This window comes from Salinimicrobium sediminilitoris (assembly GCF_020866905.1).
Lineage (GTDB): Bacteria > Bacteroidota > Bacteroidia > Flavobacteriales > Flavobacteriaceae > Salinimicrobium > Salinimicrobium sediminilitoris.
This window is the reverse complement of the sequence record NZ_JAIVCC010000013.1, coordinates 41,228-65,720: the sequence shown is the minus strand read 5'-3', so window position 1 is coordinate 65,720 and position 24,493 is coordinate 41,228. Positions and strand designations below refer to the sequence as shown.

Annotated in this window: 20 protein-coding genes and 1 tRNA gene; 16 read left to right on the top strand and 5 right to left on the bottom strand. The window is 40.6% G+C overall.

Going from position 1 to position 24,493, the window contains the following annotated elements; translation table 11 throughout:
• The 10 genes from rplJ to LA313_RS11580 all read left to right on the top strand — a co-directional run bounded on the left by rplJ (position 1) and on the right by LA313_RS11580 (position 13,029).
• The gene (gene rplJ / locus LA313_RS11620; RefSeq protein ID WP_228915126.1) at positions 1–522 is read left to right on the top strand and encodes a 50S ribosomal protein L10; all 522 of its coding nucleotides are present in this window, start codon (positions 1–3) and stop codon (positions 520–522) included.
• A gap of 57 nt (positions 523–579) precedes the next feature.
• Entirely contained in the window at positions 580–957 is a 378-nt protein-coding gene (rplL, locus tag LA313_RS11615) for a 50S ribosomal protein L7/L12 (RefSeq protein ID WP_228915124.1), read from the top strand.
• A gap of 131 nt (positions 958–1,088) precedes the next feature.
• Positions 1,089–4,901, top strand: a complete 3,813-nt coding sequence (gene rpoB / locus LA313_RS11610; RefSeq protein WP_228915122.1) for a DNA-directed RNA polymerase subunit beta — start codon at positions 1,089–1,091, stop codon at positions 4,899–4,901.
• A 64-nt stretch (positions 4,902–4,965) separates the two neighbouring features.
• Positions 4,966–9,267 (top strand): DNA-directed RNA polymerase subunit beta', encoded by a 4,302-nt coding sequence (gene rpoC, locus LA313_RS11605; protein WP_228915120.1) that lies wholly within the window; start codon positions 4,966–4,968, stop codon positions 9,265–9,267.
• A 102-nt stretch (positions 9,268–9,369) separates the two neighbouring features.
• On the top strand, positions 9,370–9,696 hold the full coding sequence (locus LA313_RS11600; protein WP_228915117.1) for a DUF3467 domain-containing protein: 327 nt from the start codon (positions 9,370–9,372) through the stop codon (positions 9,694–9,696).
• A gap of 88 nt (positions 9,697–9,784) precedes the next feature.
• Positions 9,785–9,928, top strand: coding sequence for a PLDc N-terminal domain-containing protein (locus LA313_RS16460; protein WP_408641375.1), 144 nt, complete (start codon positions 9,785–9,787; stop codon positions 9,926–9,928).
• A 371-nt stretch (positions 9,929–10,299) separates the two neighbouring features.
• Complete coding sequence (locus LA313_RS11595; RefSeq protein ID WP_228915116.1) at positions 10,300–10,968, top strand: hypothetical protein; 669 nt, start codon at positions 10,300–10,302, stop codon at positions 10,966–10,968.
• Between the two features lie 200 nt (positions 10,969–11,168).
• Positions 11,169–11,489: an Mpo1-like protein gene (locus LA313_RS11590; protein ID WP_228915114.1), complete on the top strand. Its 321-nt coding sequence runs from the start codon at positions 11,169–11,171 to the stop codon at positions 11,487–11,489.
• A gap of 3 nt (positions 11,490–11,492) precedes the next feature.
• Entirely contained in the window at positions 11,493–12,233 is a 741-nt protein-coding gene (locus tag LA313_RS11585; RefSeq protein WP_228915112.1) for a carboxypeptidase-like regulatory domain-containing protein, read from the top strand.
• 13 nt (positions 12,234–12,246) lie between these two features.
• Entirely contained in the window at positions 12,247–13,029 is a 783-nt protein-coding gene (locus LA313_RS11580) for a carboxypeptidase-like regulatory domain-containing protein (RefSeq protein ID WP_228915111.1), read from the top strand.
• Between the two features lie 105 nt (positions 13,030–13,134).
• On the opposite strand, the gene LA313_RS11575 is transcribed toward LA313_RS11580, so the two are convergent.
• A complete protein-coding gene (locus LA313_RS11575; protein WP_228915825.1) occupies positions 13,135–14,721 on the bottom strand; it encodes a peptide chain release factor 3 in 1,587 nt (528 codons plus the stop codon).
• Positions 14,722–14,860: 139 nt separating this feature from the next.
• Here LA313_RS11575 and idi point away from each other — a divergent pair, with 139 nt between their 5' ends.
• The 4 genes from idi (at position 14,861) to LA313_RS11555 (ending at position 16,210) form a co-directional block, all read left to right on the top strand.
• Positions 14,861–15,376, top strand: a complete 516-nt coding sequence (gene idi, locus LA313_RS11570) for an isopentenyl-diphosphate Delta-isomerase (RefSeq protein ID WP_228915107.1) — start codon at positions 14,861–14,863, stop codon at positions 15,374–15,376.
• The gene (locus LA313_RS11565; protein ID WP_228915105.1) at positions 15,376–15,786 is read left to right on the top strand and encodes a 6-pyruvoyl trahydropterin synthase family protein; all 411 of its coding nucleotides are present in this window, start codon (positions 15,376–15,378) and stop codon (positions 15,784–15,786) included. Before idi ends, LA313_RS11565 begins: the two co-directional genes overlap by 1 nt.
• A 70-nt stretch (positions 15,787–15,856) precedes the next feature.
• On the top strand, positions 15,857–16,123 hold the full coding sequence (locus LA313_RS11560) for a hypothetical protein (protein WP_228915103.1): 267 nt from the start codon (positions 15,857–15,859) through the stop codon (positions 16,121–16,123).
• Positions 16,124–16,136: 13 nt separating this feature from the next.
• Positions 16,137–16,210, top strand: a tRNA-Thr gene (locus LA313_RS11555).
• A gap of 195 nt (positions 16,211–16,405) precedes the next feature.
• On the opposite strand, the gene mqo is transcribed toward LA313_RS11555, so the two are convergent.
• From mqo to LA313_RS11535, 4 genes are all read right to left on the bottom strand, one after another.
• Positions 16,406–17,911 carry a malate dehydrogenase (quinone) gene (gene mqo, locus LA313_RS11550; RefSeq protein WP_228915101.1) on the bottom strand — a complete coding sequence of 502 codons (1,506 nt, stop codon included), beginning with the start codon at positions 17,909–17,911 and terminating at the stop codon, positions 16,406–16,408.
• A gap of 133 nt (positions 17,912–18,044) precedes the next feature.
• A complete protein-coding gene (locus tag LA313_RS11545) occupies positions 18,045–18,779 on the bottom strand; it encodes a DUF4369 domain-containing protein (protein ID WP_228915099.1) in 735 nt (244 codons plus the stop codon).
• A 52-nt stretch (positions 18,780–18,831) separates the two neighbouring features.
• Entirely contained in the window at positions 18,832–20,097 is a 1,266-nt protein-coding gene (locus LA313_RS11540; protein WP_228915097.1) for a DUF819 family protein, read from the bottom strand.
• Between the two features lie 55 nt (positions 20,098–20,152).
• Positions 20,153–20,971, bottom strand: a complete 819-nt coding sequence (locus LA313_RS11535) for a Cof-type HAD-IIB family hydrolase (protein ID WP_228915091.1) — start codon at positions 20,969–20,971, stop codon at positions 20,153–20,155.
• 336 nt (positions 20,972–21,307) lie between these two features.
• On the opposite strand from LA313_RS11535, the gene LA313_RS11530 reads away from it, so the two are divergent.
• Together LA313_RS11530 and LA313_RS11525 are read left to right on the top strand one after the other, a co-directional pair.
• A complete protein-coding gene (locus LA313_RS11530) occupies positions 21,308–22,087 on the top strand; it encodes a S1/P1 nuclease (RefSeq protein WP_228915089.1) in 780 nt (259 codons plus the stop codon).
• Between the two features lie 190 nt (positions 22,088–22,277).
• Entirely contained in the window at positions 22,278–24,485 is a 2,208-nt protein-coding gene (locus tag LA313_RS11525; RefSeq protein ID WP_228915088.1) for an ATP-binding response regulator, read from the top strand.
• Positions 24,486–24,493: the final 8 nt, after the last annotated feature.

The following is a 24,493-nucleotide window of genomic DNA, read 5'->3' as shown; positions in this document are numbered from 1 at the left end:
ATGACAAGAGAAGAAAAATCAAGAGTAATTGAAGATTTAACTGCCCAGTTAGCTGATAATACCACTATTTACCTAGCAGATATTTCAGGCTTGAACGCCTTAAATACATCAAACTTACGTAGAGCTTGTTTTAAAGCGAACGTAAAGCTTGCGGTAGTTAAGAACACCCTTTTGGCTAAAGCCATGGAAAGTTCAGATAAAGATTTTGGAGAACTTCCTTCAGTATTGAAAGGAAATACTTCCATCATGTTTTCTGAAACAGGAAATGGACCGGCCAAAGTAATTAAAGAATTTAGAAAAAAATCTGACAAACCTTTACTAAAAGGCGCGTTTATTGAAGAGGCTATCTTCATTGGAGATGATAAACTAGATACCCTGGTTAGCATCAAATCTAAAGAAGAAGTTATTGGAGATATTGTTGGATTACTTCAATCACCTGCCAAAAATGTTATTTCGGCACTTAAATCTGGTGGTGGTAAGATCGCAGGAATTCTTAAGACTCTTTCTGAAAAAGAAGGATAAACACGTACGCACTTTTTAACAAACATAAATTACATTACATTTTAAAAACGATAGAAAATGGCAGATTTAAAAGATTTCGCAGAACAATTGGTTAACTTAACAGTAAAAGAAGTTAATGAGTTAGCTGATATTTTGAAAGAAGAATACGGGATTGAGCCTGCTGCTGCAGCTGTAGCTGTTGCTGGTGGTGCTGCCGGTGGTGGTGAAGAAGCCGCAGAAGAGCAGTCTGAATTTGACGTAATCCTTAAAGCTCCGGGTGGATCAAAACTAGCCGTAGTGAAATTAGTAAAAGAACTTACCGGTCTTGGCTTGAAAGATGCTAAAGAATTGGTAGATAACGCTCCAAAACCTGTAAAAGAAGGAGTTTCTAAAGATGAAGCTGAAGCACTTAAAGCACAGTTAGAAGAAGCAGGAGCCGAGGTTGAGCTTAAGTAAGCTAATCCCACACACTAATATAGGTTTAGACCCGGAGATTAGGTTCTCTGAGGTCTAAACCATTTTGCGTATATAAACATTTCCTGTTTATTTCGCACACATTTTTTTATTTAACATAATTCCGTCCATTGATGTTAGCAACGCAAACTGAAAGATTGAGTTTCTCTTCTGTAAAGAACAGGCCTGCTTACCCAGACTTTTTGGATATCCAAATTAAGTCATTCCAGGACTTCTTTCAATTAGAAACGAAATCAGAAGAAAGAGGAAATGAAGGTTTATATAATACCTTCATGGAGAACTTTCCCATTACGGACACCCGTAACCAATTCGTACTAGAATTTTTAGACTATTTTGTGGACCCACCGCGATACTCCCTTCAGGAATGTATCGAGCGTGGATTGACCTATAGTGTGCCGCTTAAAGCACGGTTAAAGCTTTATTGTACAGACCCGGAACATGAAGATTTTGAAACTATTGTTCAGGATGTGTACCTTGGGACTATTCCTTACATGACCCCAAGCGGGACCTTTTGTATCAATGGAGCTGAGCGCGTAGTCGTTTCTCAGTTGCACCGGTCTCCCGGAGTATTCTTTGGACAAAGCTTCCATGCAAACGGGACTAAACTTTATTCGGCCCGTGTAATTCCTTTTAAAGGATCCTGGATTGAATTCGCTACCGATATCAACAGCGTTATGTACGCGTATATCGATAGAAAGAAAAAATTACCTGTAACAACCCTTTTCCGCGCCATTGGTTTTGAGCGTGATAAAGACATTCTGGAGATCTTTGACCTTGCAGAAGAGGTTAAAGTTTCCAAAACCGGACTTAAGAAAGTCCTTGGACGCAGACTCGCTGCACGTGTATTGAATACCTGGTATGAAGATTTTGTAGATGAAGATACAGGGGAGGTAGTTTCAATTGAACGTAACGAAATTGTATTAGATCGTGATACTGTTCTTGAAAAAGATCATATAGAAGAGATCGTAGAAACCGGATCTAAAACCATCCTTCTTCACAAAGAAGATAACCAGACCGGGGATTACGCTATCATCCATAACACATTACAAAAAGATCCAACCAACTCCGAAAAGGAAGCGGTTGAACATATATACCGTCAACTTCGTAACGCAGAACCACCCGATGAGGAGACTGCCCGCGGAATTATTGACAAATTGTTCTTTAGTGACCAGCGTTACAACCTTGGGGAAGTAGGGCGTTACAGAATGAACAAAAAGCTTGGTCTTGATATCGCTATGGATAAGCAGGTGCTTACCCGTGAAGATATCATTACTATTGTAAAATACCTTATTGAACTTATTAACTCAAAGGCAGAGGTTGATGATATTGACCACTTGTCTAACCGTCGTGTAAGAACAGTAGGAGAGCAGCTGTCTCAACAATTTGGTGTAGGTCTTGCCCGTATGGCACGTACTATTCGTGAGCGAATGAACGTACGTGATAACGAGGTTTTTACCCCAATAGATTTGATCAATGCGAAGACTCTGTCTTCTGTGATCAACTCTTTCTTTGGAACCAACCAGTTGTCTCAGTTCATGGATCAAACAAATCCACTGGCAGAGATCACTCACAAAAGAAGACTTTCGGCTTTAGGGCCAGGTGGTCTTTCCCGTGAGCGTGCAGGTTTTGAGGTACGTGACGTTCACTATACACACTATGGAAGACTTTGTCCTATTGAAACTCCTGAAGGTCCAAACATTGGACTTATCTCGTCACTTTCGGCTTATGCTAAGGTGAATTCAATGGGATTCCTTGAGACTCCTTACCGCGAGGTAGTTAACGGTAAAGTTAATGTTACCGAGGAGCCAAGATATTTAAGTGCCGAAGAGGAAGAAGACAAGATGATCGCCCAGGCGAACATTGCAATGAGTGATGATGGTACTATTGAGGCTGAAAGAGTAATTGCGCGTGAAGAAGGTGATTTCCCTGTTGTTGATCCTACCCAGGTTCACTATATGGATGTTGCTCCAAACCAGATCGCTTCTATTTCTGCTTCTCTTATCCCATTTCTTGAACACGATGATGCTAACCGTGCCTTGATGGGATCTAACATGATGCGCCAGGCAGTACCATTATTGAGAGTTGATTCTCCAATCGTAGGTACAGGACTGGAAAGACAGGTAGCTACAGATTCCCGTGTATTGATCAATGCTGAAGGAGATGGAACTGTAGAGTATGTTGATGCAAACCAGATCACTATTAAGTATGATAGAACTGAAGAGGAGCGAATGGTAAGCTTTGATTCAGATTCCAAGACTTATGAGCTGGTAAAATTCAGAAAGACGAACCAGGGAACTTCTATCAACCTGAAGCCAATCGTAAGAGTAGGTGACAGGGTTGCTAAAGGACAGGTGCTTTGCCAGGGTTATGCTACCGAGGCCGGGGAACTTGCTCTTGGACGTAACATGAAGGTTGCCTTCATGCCATGGAAAGGTTACAACTTTGAGGATGCAATTGTGATCTCAGAAAATGTTGTGAGAAATGACATTTTTACTTCGATTCACATTGATGAATATTCTCTTGAAGTTAGAGATACTAAACTTGGTAACGAAGAATTAACCAATGATATTCCAAACGTTTCAGAAGAGGCTACAAAAGACCTTGATGAGCATGGTATGATTAGAATTGGTGCAGAAGTTAAGCCTGGAGATATTCTTATTGGAAAGATCACTCCAAAAGGAGAGAGCGATCCAACTCCGGAAGAAAAACTTCTTAGAGCGATCTTTGGTGATAAAGCCGGAGATGTAAAAGATGCTTCTCTTAAAGCTTCGCCATCATTAAGAGGTGTGGTAATAGACAAGAAATTGTTTGCCCGTGCCATTAAGGATAAGCGTAAGAGAGCTCAGGATAAAGAAGATGTTGCGGCACTTGAGAAAAAATATGAAGCGAAATTTGCCATTTTAAAGTCTGAACTGGTAGATAAATTATTCGCGATTATTGGTGGAAAAACTGCCCAGGGAGTGATGAACGACCTTGGTGAGGAGATCCTTCCAAAAGGTAAGAAGTATACTCAAAAAATGCTTAACGCAGTTGATGATTATGCTCACCTTACACAAGGTACGTGGACTACAGATGATCACCTGAACGCTTTGGTGGCCGATCTTCTTCACAACTACCGTATTAAGGAAAATGATATTCAGGGTAACTTAAGAAGAGAGAAATTCACTATTTCTGTAGGGGATGAACTTCCTTCTGGTATCATCAAACTTGCTAAAGTTTACATCGCTAAGAAACGTAAGCTTAAAGTAGGGGATAAAATGGCAGGACGTCACGGGAACAAAGGTATTGTTGCACGTATCGTTCGCCAGGAAGATATGCCATTCCTTGAAGATGGAACGCCTGTTGATATCGTGTTGAACCCACTTGGGGTACCATCACGGATGAACATTGGGCAGATCTATGAGACTGTGCTTGGATGGGCCGGACAAAAACTGGGTAGAAAATTTGCTACTCCAATTTTTGATGGTGCAACTATAGACCAGATCAATGAATTGACAGATGAAGCTGGAATCCCGAGATTTGGTCACACCTACCTTTATGATGGTGGAACCGGAGATCGTTTTGATCAGCCTGCGACTGTTGGGGTGATTTATATGCTTAAGTTAGGGCATATGATCGATGATAAGATGCACGCACGTTCAATCGGGCCATACTCATTGATCACACAGCAGCCGCTTGGAGGTAAAGCTCAATTTGGTGGACAACGTTTTGGAGAGATGGAAGTTTGGGCGCTTGAGGCATATGGTGCTTCTGCAACCTTACGTGAGATCCTTACTGTGAAGTCTGATGATGTAATAGGAAGAGCCAAGACTTATGAAGCCATTGTAAAAGGTGAGCCAATGCCAGAACCTGGACTACCTGAATCTTTTAACGTGTTAATGCACGAATTGAAAGGTCTGGGATTAGATATTAGATTAGAAGAATAAAGCTTTGTTGTGCAGGGCCGCAACCCTGCACAGCATTTACAATAATTAGATAGCACCATTTATTATGGCTAGAAATAATGATAAGAATACAGTACAGAGGTTTAACAAGATCTCTATAGGTTTAGCTTCTCCTGAGTCGATTCTTGCCGAGTCACGCGGAGAGGTTTTAAAGCCTGAAACTATCAATTATCGTACGCACAAACCCGAAAGGGACGGGCTTTTCTGTGAACGCATCTTTGGTCCTGTGAAGGATTACGAATGTGCCTGCGGAAAGTACAAGAGAATCCGCTACAAAGGGATCGTGTGTGATAGATGTGGTGTAGAGGTGACCGAAAAGAAAGTGCGTAGAGACCGCGTAGGACATATCAACCTTGTGGTTCCTGTAGCACACATCTGGTACTTCCGTTCTTTACCTAACAAAATTGGTTACCTGCTTGGTCTTCCGTCTAAGAAATTAGACATGATCATTTACTACGAGAGATACGTAGTAATTCAGCCGGGTATTGCCAAGAATGAAGATGGATCGCCGTTGAAGAAGATGGATTTCCTTACCGAAGAAGAGTACCTGAATATTCTGGATACCCTTCCGCAGGAAAACCTTTACCTTGATGAAAAGGATCCGAACAAATTTATCGCTAAAATGGGTGCAGAATGTCTTATAGATATCCTGCAGCGTATTGATCTTGATGAACTTTCATATGAATTAAGACATAAGGCGAATAACGAAACTTCAAAGCAACGTAAGACTGAGGCTCTTAAGAGACTTCAGGTTGTTGAGTCGCTTCGTGATGCAAATAAAAACCGCGAGAACCGTCCAGAGTGGATGATCATGAAGGTAATTCCAATCATTCCGCCGGAATTGCGTCCATTGGTGCCGCTTGATGGAGGACGTTTCGCAACTTCAGATTTGAACGATCTTTACCGTCGTGTAATTATTCGTAACAACCGTTTGAAGCGTTTAATGGAGATCAAAGCTCCTGAGGTGATCTTACGTAACGAGAAGCGTATGCTTCAGGAATCTGTGGATTCGTTGTTCGACAACACCAGAAAATCTTCAGCAGTAAAAACCGATTCCAACAGGCCGTTGAAATCTCTTTCCGATTCCTTAAAAGGTAAGCAAGGACGTTTCCGTCAAAACCTGCTTGGTAAGCGTGTGGATTATTCAGCACGTTCGGTAATTGTTGTGGGACCTGAGTTGAAGTTCTACGAATGTGGTCTTCCAAAAGACATGGCAGCCGAGCTTTACAAGCCTTTTGTGATAAGAAAGCTTATTGAAAGAGGTATTGTTAAGACAGTAAAATCTGCCAAGAAAATTATAGATAAGAAAGAACCTGTTGTTTGGGATATTCTTGAGAACGTGTTGAAAGGGCACCCTGTGTTGCTTAACCGGGCCCCAACCCTTCACAGACTTGGTATCCAGGCATTCCAGCCAAAACTTATTGAAGGTAAGGCGATCCAGTTACACCCACTTGCGTGTACTGCATTCAACGCCGACTTTGATGGGGATCAAATGGCTGTTCACCTTCCGCTGGGACCTGAGGCTATCCTTGAGGCGCAGCTGTTGATGCTTGGTTCTCACAATATTTTGAACCCTGCAAACGGTTCTCCTGTTACTGTTCCTTCTCAGGATATGGTGCTTGGTCTTTACTACATGACAAAGGCCAGAAAATCTACTGAAGAGAGAAAAGTTCAGGGTGAAGGCCTTACTTTCTATTCTGCGGAAGAGGTAGTTATTGCCTACAACCAGAAGAGGGTTGAACTGAACGCTATCATTAAGATACGTACGAAAGATTATAATGAAGAAGGTAAACTGGTAAGCCAAATCATCGAATCAACTGTTGGTAGGGTATTATTTAACCAGGCTGTGCCAGAAGTTGCAGGTTATGTGAATGAAGTACTTACCAAAAAGTCTCTTAGAGACATTATTGGAAATATTCTTAAAGTAACCAGTGTACCTGAAACTGCAGAATTCCTTGATGCCATTAAAGAAATGGGTTATGGATATGCATACCGCGGTGGTCTCTCCTTTAGCCTTGGGGATATTATTATACCGGAGGAAAAGCAGAGCATGATCGATGATGCAAATCAGCAGGTAGAAGGCATCATTGGTAACTATAACATGGGTCTTATCACCAACAACGAACGTTACAACCAGGTTATTGATATCTGGACTTCTACGAACGCCGGCTTAACGGAATTAGCCATGAAGCGTATTCGTGAAGACCAGCAAGGATTCAACTCGGTGTTTATGATGCTTGACTCGGGTGCGAGGGGATCTAAAGAACAGATCCGTCAGTTAACCGGGATGCGTGGTTTGATGGCTAAGCCTAAGAAATCTACATCTGGAGGTGGAGAAATTATTGAAAACCCTATTCTTTCTAACTTTAAGGAAGGTCTTTCGATTCTTGAATACTTTATCTCTACTCACGGTGCACGTAAAGGTCTTGCCGATACGGCTCTTAAAACGGCCGATGCAGGTTACCTAACCCGTCGTCTTGTTGACGTTTCACAGGATGTGATCATCAACGAAGAAGATTGTGGTACGTTAAGAGGTGTTGATGTAGCTCCGTTGAAGAAGAATGAAGAGATCGTGGAATCACTGGGAGAGCGTATTCTTGGTAGAACTGCCCTTCATGATGTATACGATCCTTTAACAAATGAGCTATTGGTAGCTTCGGGTGTTGAAATTGATGAAGATATCGTCAAGAAGATCACCAGTGCACCAATTGAAAGTGTAGAAGTACGATCTGCCCTTACATGTGAGGCCAAAAAAGGTATTTGTGTGAGATGTTACGGCCGTAACCTTGCTACCAATAAAACGGTACAGAAAGGTGAAGCGGTTGGAGTTGTAGCTGCCCAGTCCATTGGAGAACCGGGAACACAGCTTACACTACGTACCTTCCACGTGGGGGGTATTGCAGGAAACATTTCTGAAGAAAATAAATTGATCGCGAAGTTCCCGGGAATTGCAGAGATCGAAGATCTTAAGACTGTAAAAGGAGAAGCTCCTGATGGTAGTGAGGCCGAGATCGTAATTTCCAGAACTTCAGAATTGAAACTGAAAGATGAGAAATCTGGAATAGTTCTTAGTACAAGTAACATTCCTTATGGATCACAGTTATTTATCAAAAACGGAGACAAAGTTTCCAAAGACGAGGTTGTTTGCCAGTGGGATCCTTATAACGGGGTGATCATTTCAGAGTTTGCAGGTAAGATCAGGTATGAGAATATCGAGCAAGGGGTAACATACCAGGTAGAGATCGATGAGCAGACAGGATTCCAGGAAAAAGTAATTTCCGAGAGTCGTAACAAGAAGCTTATCCCAACTCTTCAGATCCTTGGTAAGAAAGATGAAGTAATTCGTTCTTACAACCTTCCTGTTGGAGCTCACCTTATGGTGGACAACGATGAGAAGATCAAGGTAGGTAAGATTTTGGTTAAGATCCCGCGTAAATCTTCGAAGTCCGGGGATATTACAGGAGGTCTTCCAAGGGTAACAGAGCTTTTCGAAGCACGTAACCCATCTAACCCTGCTGTGGTAAGTGAGATCGACGGAGTTGTTTCCTTCGGAAAGATCAAACGTGGTAACCGTGAGATCATTATCGAATCTAAACTTGGTGAGGTTAAGAAGTATCTTGTGAAACTTTCCAACCAGATCCTTGTTCAGGAGAATGATTATGTGCGTGCCGGAATGCCATTATCCGATGGTTCTGTAACGCCTGAAGATATACTTTCTATCAAAGGTCCAAGTGCTGTACAACAGTATCTTGTGAATGAAGTTCAGGAAGTATACCGACTACAGGGGGTGAAGATCAATGATAAGCACTTTGAAGTAGTTGTGAGACAAATGATGCGTAAGGTAAGAATCGTTGATCCGGGAGATACTATTTTCCTTGAGAACCAGTTGATCCACAAGGATGATTTCACTCTGGAAAACGATGAGATCTTTGGAATGAAAGTGGTAGAAGATGCAGGAGATTCAGAGAACCTTAAACCGGGACAGCTAATTTCTCCAAGAGACCTTAGAGATGAGAACTCTATTCTTAGAAGAGAGGATAAGAATCTGGTTACTGCAAGAGACGTAGTTGCTGCCACAGCGACTCCGGTACTACAGGGTATTACCCGTGCATCACTGCAAACCAAATCATTTATTTCTGCAGCGTCCTTCCAGGAAACTACGAAGGTACTTAACGAAGCGGCCGTAAGTGGTAAGGTTGATATGCTTGAAGGACTTAAAGAAAATGTTATTGTTGGACACAGAATCCCAGCCGGTACAGGTCTTAGGGAGTATGACAATATCATTGTTGGTTCTAAAGAAGAATTTGACGAAATGCTTGAAAAAAAGCAGGAAGTGAATTATAACTAGCAGAAGAAAGGCTGCAATAGCGGCCTTTTCTCTTTAAGAAAGAAAATCCCGACCCTTACGGTCGGGATTTTTTTGTACTTTTAATCCTATAAAAATTTAATAATGAGCGACGAAAACAACAATCCTAAAAAGTCCAAAAAAGGGCAAATCAATATAGAACTTGATGAAAAAGTTGCCGAAGGCACCTATTCCAATCTGGCGATCATTAATCATTCTGTCTCCGAATTTGTAGTGGATTTTGTAAGTATTATGCCGGGTACTCCAAAGAGTAAAGTAAAATCCCGTATAATTTTGACTCCGCAGCATGCGAAACGCCTGTTAAAAGCTTTAGGGGACAACGTACAGCGTTTTGAAAAAGCTCATGGGGAGATCAAGGATTACGACCAGCCGCCAATCCCTTTAAACTTTGGACCAACAGGACAGGCTTAAATTAAATATTACGGAATTCTTTTTAGAAGATTTTTCATTTGCAGTTTTTTTGTGGCAGGCATTTATGTTTGAGTTTTTGGTGTCCTAAATGTATTTCCTGTATGAAATTGTTAACTCAGAGTTCCATGGGGGAGAAGGGATGTTATGGGGAATGCTGGTCTTTTTTGTACCCTTCGTTGGACTACTGGCTTATTTTAATCTATGGAAGAAATACCAGGACCGTAAAAAATAAATACCTGAAATGACTTGCTTAAATGCTTTTTTATTAATCTTACTGGATTTCCATTCCAGAACTTAGAAGCAGAGCTCACTGGGTTCAGTTCCTAAAAATTAATAAACTAGAAAAGACCATTTTTAAAGAAGAATGACATCTATGAAGAAGGTGTTGTAAAAGAAAGAATAGTAACACATACACGTCAGCATGAAAGAATTCACACCCTTTTAAAAAGGATTTTTTGCGAATTAATAAACCCGAAACTTATGCTTCGGGTTTTTTGTTTTTACGAAAAGATAAAACTTTTTAAGATTTTTGTAACATTTTGAAATGAGTGGCTACTAATTTCTTAAATCAAAGGAAGTACCCTTAATTAATTTTAAAAAAGAATGAAGTCCCTCAAGATTATCCTGTTACTCACCGTTATTGTTTCTTTAGCAAGTTGTGCCTCTTCGTATAAGGCCATTAAACCTAATGATGTAGCTTATGTCTCTGCAGAGAGCGTCGGTGGTGTTAAACTGGAGTACAAATATGACCTGCTTCATAAGAAGTATGAGAAAAAAGAAATGAAGAAAGGAGTGAAACTGGTGGCTGTAAAGATCACCAACAACACCGGTCACGATCTCACCTTTGGCAGAGACCTCACCTTGGAATATGCCAATGGAAACGAGATCTACATTATGGAAAATGAAAAAGTATTCAAAAACCTTAAGCAGCGTCCTGCCACTCATTTGTTCTATCTTTTGCTTACTCCTATCAACCTTTACACTTCCAAGTCCAACGAATATGGGATGCAGGAGGAAACCAGCTCATTTCCTATAGGGCTTATTGTTGGACCTGCTTTGGCAGGAGGTAATCTGTTAGTCGCCAGTTCGGCAAATAAAAAATTCAAGAACGAGCTGGAGGAGTATAACATTCACGGGACCTTGATTAAAAGCGGGGAAACAAGAGCCGGCCTGATAGGGATTAAAAGTGAATCTTTTGAGGCTTTAAAGCTTAATCTGAAGCCTGAGCTCCAAGTGGAGCCTCAGGAAAAGGAAGTCGTCACCAGATCTTAATTCTACACCAAAAGGCTAAAAAACCGAAGCAACAGCTTCGGTTTTTTTTCACTCTTATAGGTAACGTACAGGATAAATTGAGACTAAATTAATTCACAGATTTGTAAATCTGAGCAGAAAAGGCAATAAAGAGATAACTTTCATGTTAAATTAAGTGAAGGTGCAGCAGCAATGCTACAAATAACTTTAAATCGTTAGGAATGGCAGAAAGAATTACTAATTATAAAGAATTTTACCGGTTCTACCTTACAGAACATCAAAACAGAACCAGCCGAATTATTCATTTTACAGGCACATTTCTCGTATTCGTGCTTTTGTTTCTCGCAATATTCAATGGCTGGGGCTGGGAATGGATCTTTTTGCCGCTTGTGGGTTATGGTTTTGCCTGGGTAGGTCATGCCTTTTTTGAAAAGAACAGGCCGGCCACTTTCCAGTATCCTTTTTGGAGCCTGATCTCCGACTTTAAATTATTTTTCCAAATTCTCTTCGGGAGCAAGAGCTTTGATTCCCGAAAGGATTAGAAAATGATCAAAAATTTTCCGCTTCTTATATTCTTTCTTTTAAGCTTGTCTACAGTAGGGCAGGAGAGATCTCTGTTACAGGGAAAGATACTAACACCAGACGGTGAAATTTTCTCTATCAACATTGTCAACCTAACAAGTAAAACAGGGACAACTAACAATAGTAAGGGAGAATTTGAAATAGAAGTAGTGGTTAACGATACTCTTTTGTTTTCTTCGGTTCAATTCGATCAGCGGGAAATAATAATTACAAAGGAGGTGCTAAAAAAGGCATTTTTGACGGTACTTCTTGTGGAGAAAATAGATGAGCTTAAGGAGGTAAGTATTAGTAATATTAGCCTTAGTGGAAATCTTGCTAAAGATATTGAAGATATTCCAACGCTTACACAGGCAGATATCGGCTTTCCAATGTCTGATGTTCCCCCGCCAACTTCCATAGAGAGAAAGCTCACTACGGCGTCCTCAGGTATGGACTTACTCTTCAATACCCTTAACGGAAAAATTAAAATGCTGAAGAAAGCTGCTGCGAATGAGGATCTTTCCCAGCTGGTTGATGCCGGTGAAAATGCGCTACCGGAGTCCTTTTTTGAGGAGCTTTTGATTCCGAAAGATAAAATAAGGGACTTTGTGTACTTCTGTGCAGAAGATCCCGACTTTCATACATATTTGCCTGATGCGAGGCGCCTTGAACTCGTAGCGTATTATCGGGAAAAAGCTCCGACGTACGTAAAAGAAGGAATGTAGTTTGACTTATTCAATGAAGAAATCTCTAACCTTTATTCTACTGCTAATTTGTAGTCTTTCCTCAATGGCGCAGGAAAAAACTTTGTTGCAGGGTAAGATTTTGACGCCAGAGGAAGAAATTTCGGCTATTAATATTATCAACCTTACCAGCAAAACCGGAACAACAAACAACGCGAGTGGCGAATTTGAAATAGAAGTAGAAGTCAACGATACACTTCTTTTTTCTTCGGTTCAATATGAGCTTCGGGAAATAGTAATAACCAATGAGGTGCTAAAAAAGGCATTTTTGACTGTGCTTCTTGTAGAAAAAATAGACGAACTTAATGAGGTAAGCATCAGCGATATCGATCTTAGCGGAAATCTCGCTACAGATATTGAAAACATCCCCACCCTTACCCAGGCTGATCTTGGTTTCCCAATGTCAGATAGGCCCAGACCTACTTCCATTGAAAGAAAGCTCAAGACTGCTTCTAATCTGAGCACTTCATCTCCGCAGACACCTGCAGGGGCGAAAGTCAGCCTGGACGGAATCTTGAACAGCATCAACGGCAAAACTGCAATGCTTCAAAAAGCTGCTGCCAACGAAGATCTTTCCCAAGCCGTGGATGCGGGAGTAGCGGCATTGCCACTTTCTTTTTTCACAGATTTGGGTATTCCCGAAGATCGTATTAGAGACTTCGTTTATTTCTGTGCCGAAAACAGAAGATTTTACACCCTTTTACCTGAAGCTAAACGGTTCGAGCTTGTAGAGTTTTACCAGGCAAAGGCACCAGAGTTTATAAAAGAGCGACTGTAATTCAATTTTAAGGGAGTCGCATGATTGCAAAAAAACTTTCCAAAAATATCTTTTTTGGAAAGTTTTTTTAGTCTCAATTCTCAGTACTCAATTCTCAATACTACTTTAAAATTCCGAAGTGAAGTGGAACTTCACGTCGGGATATTTTTGTTGTGCCATTTGTAGTGAAAAAGCAGAATCTGCCAGGAACACCAATTGACCTCGTTTATCAATGGCAAGAAACTTCGACTTTACTCTTTTAAAATCTTTGAATTCCTCGCTTTTTGGATCCTTGGGTTCCACCCAACATGCCTTGTGCACGTTCAGGTTTTCATAGGTACATTTAGCGCCATATTCGTGTTCAAGACGGTATTGTATTACTTCAAACTGTAGTGCCCCAACCGTTCCGATAACTTTTCGGCCGTTCAATTCCAAAGTAAATAACTGGGCCACCCCTTCATCCATAAGCTGGTCAATACCTTTTTCCAGCTGTTTGGACTTCATTGGATCGGCATTATTGATGTAACGGAAATGTTCGGGAGAGAAGCTTGGAATACCTTTGTATCGCAATTCTTCTCCTTCAGTTAAGGTATCACCAATTTTAAAATTTCCGGTGTCGTGAAGTCCCACAATATCTCCGGGATAGGAAACATCAACGATCTCCTTTCTTTCAGCAAAAAAAGCATTTGGGCTGGAGAATTTTAGCTTCTTATTGTGCCTTACGTGCAGGTAAGGTTTGTTCCTTTCAAATTTTCCTGATACGATCTTAATAAAAGCAAGACGGTCCCTGTGCTTGGGATCCATGTTGGCATGTATCTTAAAGACAAAGCCTGTGAAATTATCTTCGGAAGGATTAACCTTTCGAATATCACTGTCTTTCGGGCGGGGAGGAGGTGCGATAGTAATAAAACAATCCAGCAGTTCCCGGACTCCAAAATTATTTAACGCAGAACCAAAAAATACCGGTTGCAGGTTTCCGGCCAGGTAAGCCTCCTTGTCAAAATCCGGGTATACACCGTGTACCAGTTCGAGCTCATCTCTTAAAGTATCGGCAGCCTTTTCACCTATAAGGTCGTCCAGCTCTTTAGATTCAAGATTAGAGATCTCCACAGTCTCCTCAATATCTTTTCTTGGGTCTCCCGTAAAAAGATTTACGTTTTGTTCCCAGATATTATAGATCCCTTTGAAGTCGTAACCCATCCCGATAGGAAAGCTTAAGGGAGTAACGGTGAGGTTAAGCTTTTGTTCGATCTCGTCAAGAAGTTCAAAAGCATCTTTTCCCTCCCTGTCAAGTTTGTTTATAAAAACGATCATTGGGATATTGCGCATGCGACAAACCTCTACAAGTTTTTCGGTTTGTTCCTCAACCCCTTTTGCAACATCAATCACTACGATCACACTGTCAACGGCAGTAAGGGTTCGAAAAGTATCTTCGGCGAAATCCTTGTGGCCCGGGGTGTCCAGGATATTGATCTTATTCTTTTTGTATTCAAAAGCAAGTACAGAAGTAGCAACCGAAATTCCCCGCTGGCGCTCTATCTCCATAAAGTCACTGGTCGCGCCCTTTTTGATCTTGTTGGACTTTACAGCCCCGGCTTCCTGGATTGCGCCTCCAAAAAGCAGCAGTTTTTCGGTTAGGGTAGTTTTCCCGGCATCGGGGTGGGAAATGATCCCAAAAGTCCTTCTTCTCTTGATCTCTTCTGAAAACTTCATACTTGTATTTAAGGCTGCAAAGATAATTATTTGATCGTGAATTTCGTACTCAGAAGAGGTTCTCCTTTTCCGGCTTTTCTGAAGCCTTAAAAAGAGGTTTTCCCGATCGATTTTGTACATTTGAAGCTCAATTTTTACAATGAAAGAAGAACAAGTCATCCTGGTTAATGAAAATGATGAGCAAATTGGCCTTATGGCAAAAATGGAAGCTCATGAAAAAGCATTGCTGCATAGGGCCTTTTCAGTCTTTGTATTTAATGATAAGAACGAGCTCATGATCCAGCAGCGCGCACTGGGCAAGTATCATTCGCCCGGGCTGTGGACCAACACCTGTTGCAGTCACCAGCGGGAAGGAGAAACCAATATTGAGGCAGGTAAGCGTCGCCTGCAGGAAGAAATGGGATTCTCTACTGAGTTAAAAGACACTATTTCCTTCATTTATAAAGCTCCTTTTGACAACGGCTTAACGGAACATGAATTCGATCATATTCTTGTAGGACATTTTAACGGAGAACCAAATTTAAATCCCGAAGAGGCCCATGCCTATAAATGGATGAATTTGGAAGACCTGAAGCAGGATATGAAAAAGAATCCAGATATTTACACTGCGTGGTTTAAGATCATTTTTGATAAATATTACAAGCACATCCAGTAATGAAAGTAACGGTAAATCGACGGGCACATTTCAACGCAGCGCATAGATTGCATAGAAAAGACTGGGATGATGAGAAGAACCGTCAGGTTTTTGGAAAGTGCAGTAATCCTCATTATCACGGCCATAACTATGAATTAATTGTTGCGGTCACAGGAGAAATTGACGAGCAAACAGGATTTGTGATGGACCTTAAGGATCTTAAGGAATTGATCTATAATAAAATTGAAGTTCCTTTTGATCACAAAAACCTCAATGTAGAAGTCCCTGAATTCAAGGATCTGAACCCTACTGCCGAGAATATCTCTGTGGTGATATGGCGTAAATTACGGGCAGAACTTGAGCCACATCTTGATTTGGAAGTAACCTTGTATGAAACCCCCCGAAACTTTGTTACCTATAAAGGGGAATAATTTTTTTTTACAAAACTGTTTTTTGAATTGAGAAATAGTGTAAATTCGCACCTGAAAAATTACGCGAAAGATGGCGAATAGAAGAACATTAAAAAGGGATATGAATTATGTTTTTGGAGACATTATCGAGGCTGCTTACCTGCACCAGATAACCCATCCCGATGAAGATCCTGCTAAATCTGAAAAAGTTGTTGATGAGGCGATTTCAGATTTTGATGAATTGATTGGAAAGATGAACCAGAAAAATGTTGAGAACAAAAAGCAACATTTTAAAGGAATAGAGGAAGAATTTGAGGCGAAAGCAACAAATCTTGTAGAAAAGATAAACGCTTTATAGTAATAAAGCAATTGCCGATGTAGCTCAGCTGGCTAGAGCAGCTGATTTGTAATCAGCAGGTCGTGGGTTCGAGTCCCTCCATCGGCTCTAAGCTCCTTCAGAAATGAAGGAGCTTTTTTTATGGAGGACGAGAATCCCGATAGCCATCGGGACCGAGCGCAGTCGAGGGAAGTCCCTCCATCGGCTTGAAAGGTTTCGAAAAAGAGATTTTTTAATTATCTAAACACTAAGTTTTTGACTCAAGACATTCAATTCTCAAGTATCAAATCTCTGATCTCAAATCTAATGAAGTACATCCAGTTTTAGAGCTTTAGAAGCTTCAGCCTGTACTTTCTGAAATTCCTCTTTGTGATCCTTTATATCCCGATTCCAAAATGGGATCATTTCAGTTAATTTCTTTTGCCATTCTTCAGTTTTCATCTTTTCAGGAAATACCAGGTCGAGCACTTCCAGCATAATCTTAACTGAGACCGATGCTCCGGGGGAAGCTCCCAATAACGCCGTAATAGCACCATCTTTACTGTGCAGTACATCTGTTCCAAATTCTAAAGTTCCACCTTCCTCTTCATCTCTTTTAATGATCTGTACTCGTTGCCCTGCTACCTGCAGTTCCCAGTCTTCGGGTTTGGTGTCCTTTAAAAAGATGCGCAGTTCTTCGATCCTGTCTTCATGCCCCATACTTACCTGCTCAATAAGATATTTCGTAAGGTCCAGATTGTGCCAGAAAACTCCCCACATCGATGGAAGGTTACTCAGGTTTAGAGATTTGACAAGATCGGCCTTGGATCCCTGTTTAAGGAATTTGGTGCTAAAGCCTGCGAAAGGCCCAAACATCAACTCTTTTTTTCCGTTGATATAGCGTGTATCCAGGTGGGGAACAGACATTGGGGGCGAACCTACTTCTGCTTTGCTGTAGACCTTACCGGTGTGTTGCTTTATTAATTCTTCGTTTTTACAAAACAGCCATTGCCCGCTGATTGGAAATCCGCCATAGCCATTTTTCGCATCAATTTCAACTTTTTGAAGGAGGGGAAGAGCGCCACCACCGGCACCTATAAAGACGTTTTGTGCATCAAAATAGATTTTATCACCGGTTTTTAGATTCTTAACCTCTGCCAGCCATTTATCTTTTCTACCGGGGTCTATGTCCAGTACTTCGTGTTCTGTAAGGACAGGAACATTGAATTTTTCCTTAAGTACACCAAAGAGTTTTCGGGTAAGGGCTCCAAAATTAACACCGGTTCCCAATTCCATTCTTGTTGCTGCCAGTTTCTCATTCTTTGACCGTTCTTTCATGATAAGAGGGAACCATGATCTCATGGTGTCGTGATCTTCTGTATATTCCATGGTCTCAAACATGAAATGCGACCGCATGGCTTCAAACCTGTCTCTAAGAAATTTTACATTTTTTTCTCCGGGAACCCAGGCGTGGTGTGGAATACTATTTATGAAAGCTTCAGGTTCATCAAGTATTCCTGCCTGTACAAGAAAAGACCAGAATTGTTTAGAGGTCTCGAACTCTTCAAAAATCCTGATGGCTTTACTAATATCTATGCTCCCGTCCCCGTTTCTTGGGGTGTAATTCAATTCACAAAAAGCAGAATGACCGGTACCTGCATTGTTTTTGGCAGCCGAACTTTCCAGCGCCACCTCATCCAGTTTTTCAAAAATAATAACGTTGAGGTCGGGATCAAGGATCTTCAGCATTATAGCTAAAGTTGCACTCATGACACCGCCACCCACGCATATAAAATCATATTTTCGATTAATCTCTTCAGGTCTGTTCATTTTTATTGCTTTTTTTCAAAATAAAGATTTCAGGAAATAAGCTTTACTAAGGAAGTATTAAACCTTTCCAAAAACAGAGACAAAAAAAATCCCGCCGGTTAGCGGGATGAGTATTTAAAAAATTCTTTCAGATTTATGACTGTGAATTAGCTTCTTCCTGAACTTTTTCATTTTCCCGACGTTCCTTCAGGAATTCTTTAAGATTCTTTCCGTACTGGGACTCCTTTACTTTGGGAGTAAGGGAAGAGTAAATGGTGTCAAGATATTTAATGTTTGCGTCAAACACTTCGGACATGGCCAGATAAGGGGCTATTTCAAGATTCTTATTGTTGATGGCGAAGTTCACGGTGAATAAGTACCTCCTTCTCAAGAGCCTGTCATATTCAGCATTTGCTGAATCTAAAGAAGCCAGGTTTTCCTCCTGCCGGGCCTTTACACTCTGTTGAATAAGTTCAAGATTTCGGGTATTAAAGCGATTTACCATTTTTCGGTACTCTAAAAGCTTTTTTTGATTTTCGGACCCTTCCACGACAACATCATCTTCAAAATTTTTGAGGGTGGTGTTGATGGTCATTTCCCCGGGTTCGGCAAAAAACAGGATACGATCGTCGTAAATATTATTGTCCTTTTTGTTTAGGTAGAGATATAACACCTGCGGACTTTCTATGAAGGTTTCAAAAGCAAAGGTCTCGTTTCCCTTCATTACTACAGAATCAATTGTAACAAGGCTGGTGTCCTCCACCTTTTGGAGGTAAAGAGTTCCTTTTTTTAATCCCTGAACTTTCCCCTGGATCTTGAGGTTTTTTTCTTCAGAAGAGCAGGCCGCCAACATAGTAAGGGCGAGTAAAAGTAATCCTATTTTTTTCATGTTTTCTTTTGGTAAAATGCGCGCAAATATGCTAAAAAAATCCTTTTTAACCTTATCCCCCGGCAGCCAGTTGCATTAAAATTGTACTAAGGATAGCACCATACGTCCCTACTACATATCCAAAAACTGCTAAAAGAACACCCACAGTAGCAAGAGAAGGGTGAAAGGCGGCTGCAACCACAGGAGCAGAGGCTGCACCTCCTACGTTAGCCTGGCTTCCAACTGCGAGAAAGAAATAAGGAGCCTTAATTAATTTTGCAACAAGAACCAGGAGCCCTGCATGAATAGACATCCAAACCAGTCCAATTGCGATTAGACCGGGATTATCAAAAACCATGGTAAGGTCCATTTTCATACCAATAGTGGCTACAAGGAAATAAATGAAAACACTTCCCAGTTTACTCGCTCCTGCTCCTTCATACTCCTTAGCCCGGGTAAATGATAAAATTATACCAACTGCAGTTGCAATAGATATCATCCAGAAAAAGGAGGAAGCAAAAGAAGATAATGCTGATTTATTGTCGCGAAAGGCTGCAAAATTAGAAGACAAATATTCAGAAATTCCATCGGCACTCCAGTGAGCAAAACCAACTGCTCCAAATGCTAATGCAAGCATGATCATTAGATCTGGAAGAGAAGGATTTCTTGTTACACTTTCAGAATATGCGATAACTTTCTTTTTTAGGGTTTCTATTGCAGAATTATCTGCCTGTAACCATGCGTCAATTCGGTCACTCTTACCAATGCCCATGAGGAGCAAAGCCATAAGAATATTTGCTACCACAATATCCACGAGAACCATTCCGCCGTAAAGATCGGGATTATATTCGAAGATTTCCAGCATTGCGGCCTGGTTGGCACCACCACCAATCCAGCTTCCTGCAAGTGTTGACAAGCCGCGCCAAACCGCATCTGGTCCTACACCGCCCACGGTCTCGGGGGAAAAGGTGGAAATAAGTAAAATAGCCAGGGGTCCTCCAATAATAATTCCTATAGTTCCTGTAAAGAACATGATAAGGGCCTTGGGACCGAGGTTAAATATTGCCTTGAGATCGATACTCAGTGTCATCAACACCAGGGAAGCCGGAAGCAGATAACGGCTTGCAACAAAGTACAAATTTGAAGTCTCGTCAGATATGATGTTGAGGGAGTTAAGAATCGCCGGGATGAGATAACACATCAACAGCGCCGGTACCACTTTATAAAATTTATACCAAAAACCTTCTTCTTTAGAAGAGGTAAAGAATACGAATCCTAACGCCAGCATTAATAGTCCAAGGACTATGGCATCATTAGTAAAAATAGGGGGATTGTCCATAATTTTCCTTTAAAGGCCGGCAAAATACGATTTTTAGAAGTGTCATAAAAATTTATTAAAACTGAGAGAGGTTAAATAATTCCTGTAAGCTTTTTGCCACTCCGTCTTCGGTATTATGATGGGTTACCTGTTTGGCGATTTCAAGGACTTCCGGCCGCGCGTTCCCAACTGCAATCCCCATTCCTGCTGCTTTTAGCATTTCAAAGTCGTTGTAATTGTCGCCGAAAGCAATGGTTTCTTTTAAAGAAAGATTAAAGTGGTTATCCAGTAAATATTTTACTGCCGTTAGCTTTGATACATCTTTATTGGTTATTTCCAGGTAAGTATCCTTCGATCGATATAAATGCAGTTGATCTTTAAACCTCCCAAAAAGGTGATCTTCAAGAGCATTTATTTTGTCTGCTTCCCCCATACACATGATCTTATGAGCCCCTTTTTCTGAATTTTTCCAGTCCTCTAAAACAGCATTAGTGGATTTTATCTGTGGAGTAACTTTAGTATTATTCTCTTCCCTTTTCGCCCATTGATCCATTTTGGGAACATACCAGTCGGTGTTATTATAAAGGCTTATATGACAATCCAGTTCAAAATTAAAATGGTGCAGATCTTGAATTATTTCCCACGGAATTTCCTTTGATCCCACTGTCTTCCCATCAATATTTATTAAAGCTCCATTATAGCAGATAAGTGGGTGATGAACAATATCCAATTCTTCCTGAAGGTGCTTCATAGCCTGAGGCATTCGGGAGGAAATAAGGACTACGGGAATTTCTTCCCTGAGCTGCTGAAAAACCTTCAGCGTAAGCGGGGAGAGTTGTCGGTCCTTGTTGAGGAGGGTGCCGTCAATATCGGTAAAGATAATCTTATAGGTCATTTTAAATTTTTTACAAATCCAGATATTAACTGGATCAATTCGGGGTATAGGGGCCGGTGGGCTTCATTATTGGATTTTGAATTTTCAAGGCTGTTACCTTCAATTTTCCGAAGATATGGTTCATGTCTTCGAGAACAACCAGGTTTTCTGGGGGTCTTGCGGCTTTTAATACGTCATTTAAAAAAGTATTTACCGGCTGGAATTTGTTTTTATAAAAGTAATATTTCCTGTTTGTCTTTACAACCTTCCAAAAAAGGGAAAATTAGGCAGGATTTTTGAAATCCACTTAAAAATGTCCACCTTTTTCTATCTTTACGGACCTAAAAATACTAACACATGAAAATTTATTTACTTGCTGCGGCTATGTTTATTTCCACCTTCACATTTGCTTCTGAAAATGATTGGGGTAGGACGGGCCACAGAGCTACAGGAGAAGTGGCAGAACAGCATTTATCCAAAAAAGCAAAAGCAAAGGTTAGAGAACTTCTTGACGGGATGAACCTGGCTTTTGTATCTACTTACGGGGATGATATTAAAAGTGATCCAGCCTATAGAAAATATAACCCCTGGCATTATGTGAATCTTGAACCGGGAGAGACTGAATATTCTAAGGAAAAAGCCAATCCCGATGGTGACCTGGTACATGCCATTAATTCTTCTGTTGAGGTACTAAAGGATAAAAATGCCTCTAAAGAGGACAAAGAATTTGCCTTGAAAATGCTGGTGCATTTTGTGGGAGACCTACACCAGCCACTACACGCCGGGAGAGGAGAAGATAAAGGAGGAAATGATATACAGGTAAGATGGTTTGGAGACGGTTCAAACCTTCACAGGGTATGGGATAGTGAAATGATCAATGATTTTGACATGAGCTATACAGAACTTGCTTATAACACCGATGAGCTTTCTAAAGAACAAATTCGTAATATTCAAAAGGGATCTATCCTGGACTGGATGTATGAGTCAAAAGAACTTGCCAACAAAGTTTATAACTCGGCTGAAACAGGCGAAAAATTAGGTTATAAATATATGTATGAATGGTTTCCTGTTGTTCATGATCAAATCCAGAAGGGTGGTCTAAGGTTAGCCAGTATCCTTAATGATATTTATAAGTAAGATTTTTTTTTCTATAATATTGAAGAACCCGGATTTAATAAATTCGGGTTCTTTTTTTGTGAGATGTTTTCCTGGAGAATGCTTTAACAAAAAATTAAGTATTTTAATATAATTTTAAAATTTTGTTGGATAAGATGCTAAAAATAAATAATTTGCATTGCCCTATTATCGAACTTAACATGTTGCAGAATTGAACGCAAATTACGCTTCTCTTTTTCTGGCTTTATTGATTTCAGGCATTTCTTTTTCCCAATCTGAAGAAGATAATTCTTGTGATAGTATTCGTGAACTTCTGGAATTGTCTACAGAGGCTATGAATGGTTATGAGTACAGCAAAGCCATCGACTACTCACTGCGTTTAATACAGTTGGCAGAAAAGGAAAAAGATTATTATAATCTTTACCACGGTTATAACAATCTGGGAATTACTTACGATGAATTGTACGATACCATTAGAGCTAAAAATAATTACGAAAAAGCTTTAAGGTATGCCAAGATTGTAGAAAATGATACGCTTCTCTGGTGGGCTTACAACAATCTTGGAAATATGTTTACTTCCAACAAGGCGACTGTAGAGGAGGGTTTTAGGTATTATGATAAAGCCATAGAAGCCGCATCTCACCTGGATGACCCCGATAGCAAGGCAACACCGCTCATGAATAAAGGATGGACCCATCTTTACATGAAAGAATATGATGAAGCCTATCCATATTTGGTGGAAGTTGAAAGACTTATTGGGAATGTAAAGGATCCTTACATCCAAAGTCAAATCGCTTCCCTCTTTGGTAACTATTATTCCGGGAAAGACAATTTTGAAAGATCCAAGGACTATTATGAAGAGGCCATAGCAATTGCCGAAAAAGATTCTCTTTACTACGAAGCTGTGACTGCCTATGACGGGTATGCCGAAGTTTTGTTCAAGAACAAGGAATTTGAAGAAGCTTACAAGGCTCTTGATAAGTATATCGAATACGACGCCGAATTATACGAAAAGGAAAAACTGGAGCAAATGGAAGCTGCACAGGCCCAATTCGAAACCAATCAATATAGGGACAACCTTGAAAGAGCAAGAAGAGAGCAACAATATAAAGATGAGGCGATAGCCAAATCAGAACAGGTTTTTTATATCATGCTCATTTCCTCAATTGTAATGCTCCTGTTTATTTTACTTCTTGTTAGAAATAATCGCGCAAGAAGAAAACTAATTCTCGAATTAAAGGATAAGAACAGCGAATTATTAGCGGCAAAAGAAGAGGCCGAGCGATTATCCAGTTTGAAAAGCCGCTTTTTTTCTACGGTTAGTCACGAATTAAGAACTCCGCTTTATGGGGTGGTTGGATTGACTTCTTTGTTGCTTGAAGATAATCACAATAAAAAAATGGCAGAGGACCTCAAATCTCTGAAGTTCTCTGCCGATTACCTACTGGCTCTTATAAATGATGTTCTGCAAATGAACAAAATGGAATCCAGGTTGGTTTCACTGGAGAATACACCCTTCAACCTCAAGGGTCTTATGAAGGGTATTGTAAAATCCTTTGAATTTACACGGCATCAAAATAATAACACGGTTGAACTTAACATTGATGATAATATCCCACGGATCCTTATTGGAGACTCAGTACGCCTTTCTCAGATCATCATGAACCTTGTGGGGAATGCAGTGAAATTCACCGAACGTGGTAAGGTCTGGATCCAAGCTACATTTAAACATTGTGAGAACGGGAAATGTCTTATTTATTTTGAAGTCGGGGATACCGGAGCGGGAATTCCTAAAAATAAACAACAAGAGATATTTGAAGAGTTTTCCCAGTTAAAGGCGAACAATTATAATTACCAGGGTACAGGTTTAGGTTTACCTATAGTAAGGAACCTGCTAAAATTGTTTGGGTCAGAAATTCACCTGGAAAGTAAGGAAGGTGAAGGATCTGTGTTCAGTTTTGAAATTTTGTTCGAAGAGGGTGAGACTGAAGAAACTGTCGCTCGATCTGGAGATGAGAATGCTTCCGAAGACAATGGGTTGAAAAAGGCACTTATTGTGGATGATAACAGGATCAATCAGGTTGTAACCAGGAGAGTTCTCGAAAAACGCCATTTTAGATGCGAGGTAGCCGGGGATGGATATGAGGCAATTGAAATGCTCAAGAAGGAAGATTTTGGGGTGGTATTGATGGACGTAAATATGCCGGGATTAAGCGGAATGGAAACTACTCAAAAGATCCGGGAATTTAATCCCGATGTTCCTGTAATTGCCTTGACAGCAGTGGAGGTACAGGAAATGCGGGATGAGATCCTTGCTTCCGGGATGAATGATATTATCATAAAACCCTATGACATCCCTACTTTTTTTAATACGATCTTCAGGAATCTTAGAACGCCCGTTAGTCCGGATGCGGAGTAGTGGGCAGG

Excerpts from the sequence above, each read along its gene's own strand:
- LA313_RS11545 (WP_228915099.1), bottom strand. The coding sequence starts at position 18,779 with ATGAAAAAAATAGGATTACTTTTACTCGCCCTTACTATGTTGGCGGCC.
- rplJ (WP_228915126.1), top strand. The coding sequence starts at position 1 with ATGACAAGAGAAGAAAAATCAAGAGTAATTGAAGATTTAACTGCCCAG.
- rpoC (WP_228915120.1), top strand. The coding sequence starts at position 4,966 with ATGGCTAGAAATAATGATAAGAATACAGTACAGAGGTTTAACAAGATC.
- LA313_RS11600 (WP_228915117.1), top strand. The coding sequence starts at position 9,370 with ATGAGCGACGAAAACAACAATCCTAAAAAGTCCAAAAAAGGGCAAATC.
- LA313_RS11575 (WP_228915825.1), bottom strand. The coding sequence starts at position 14,721 with ATGAAGTTTTCAGAAGAGATCAAGAGAAGAAGGACTTTTGGGATCATT.
- LA313_RS11585 (WP_228915112.1), top strand. The coding sequence starts at position 11,493 with ATGATCAAAAATTTTCCGCTTCTTATATTCTTTCTTTTAAGCTTGTCT.
- LA313_RS11560 (WP_228915103.1), top strand. The coding sequence starts at position 15,857 with ATGGCGAATAGAAGAACATTAAAAAGGGATATGAATTATGTTTTTGGA.
- rpoB (WP_228915122.1), top strand. The coding sequence starts at position 1,089 with ATGTTAGCAACGCAAACTGAAAGATTGAGTTTCTCTTCTGTAAAGAAC.
- LA313_RS16460 (WP_408641375.1), top strand. The coding sequence starts at position 9,785 with ATGTATTTCCTGTATGAAATTGTTAACTCAGAGTTCCATGGGGGAGAA.
- LA313_RS11530 (WP_228915089.1), top strand. The coding sequence starts at position 21,308 with ATGAAAATTTATTTACTTGCTGCGGCTATGTTTATTTCCACCTTCACA.
- idi (WP_228915107.1), top strand. The coding sequence starts at position 14,861 with ATGAAAGAAGAACAAGTCATCCTGGTTAATGAAAATGATGAGCAAATT.
- LA313_RS11580 (WP_228915111.1), top strand. The coding sequence starts at position 12,247 with ATGAAGAAATCTCTAACCTTTATTCTACTGCTAATTTGTAGTCTTTCC.
- LA313_RS11565 (WP_228915105.1), top strand. The coding sequence starts at position 15,376 with ATGAAAGTAACGGTAAATCGACGGGCACATTTCAACGCAGCGCATAGA.
- LA313_RS11540 (WP_228915097.1), bottom strand. The coding sequence starts at position 20,097 with ATGGACAATCCCCCTATTTTTACTAATGATGCCATAGTCCTTGGACTA.
- rplL (WP_228915124.1), top strand. The coding sequence starts at position 580 with ATGGCAGATTTAAAAGATTTCGCAGAACAATTGGTTAACTTAACAGTA.
- LA313_RS11535 (WP_228915091.1), bottom strand. The coding sequence starts at position 20,971 with ATGACCTATAAGATTATCTTTACCGATATTGACGGCACCCTCCTCAAC.
- LA313_RS11595 (WP_228915116.1), top strand. The coding sequence starts at position 10,300 with ATGAAGTCCCTCAAGATTATCCTGTTACTCACCGTTATTGTTTCTTTA.
- LA313_RS11590 (WP_228915114.1), top strand. The coding sequence starts at position 11,169 with ATGGCAGAAAGAATTACTAATTATAAAGAATTTTACCGGTTCTACCTT.
- mqo (WP_228915101.1), bottom strand. The coding sequence starts at position 17,911 with ATGAACAGACCTGAAGAGATTAATCGAAAATATGATTTTATATGCGTG.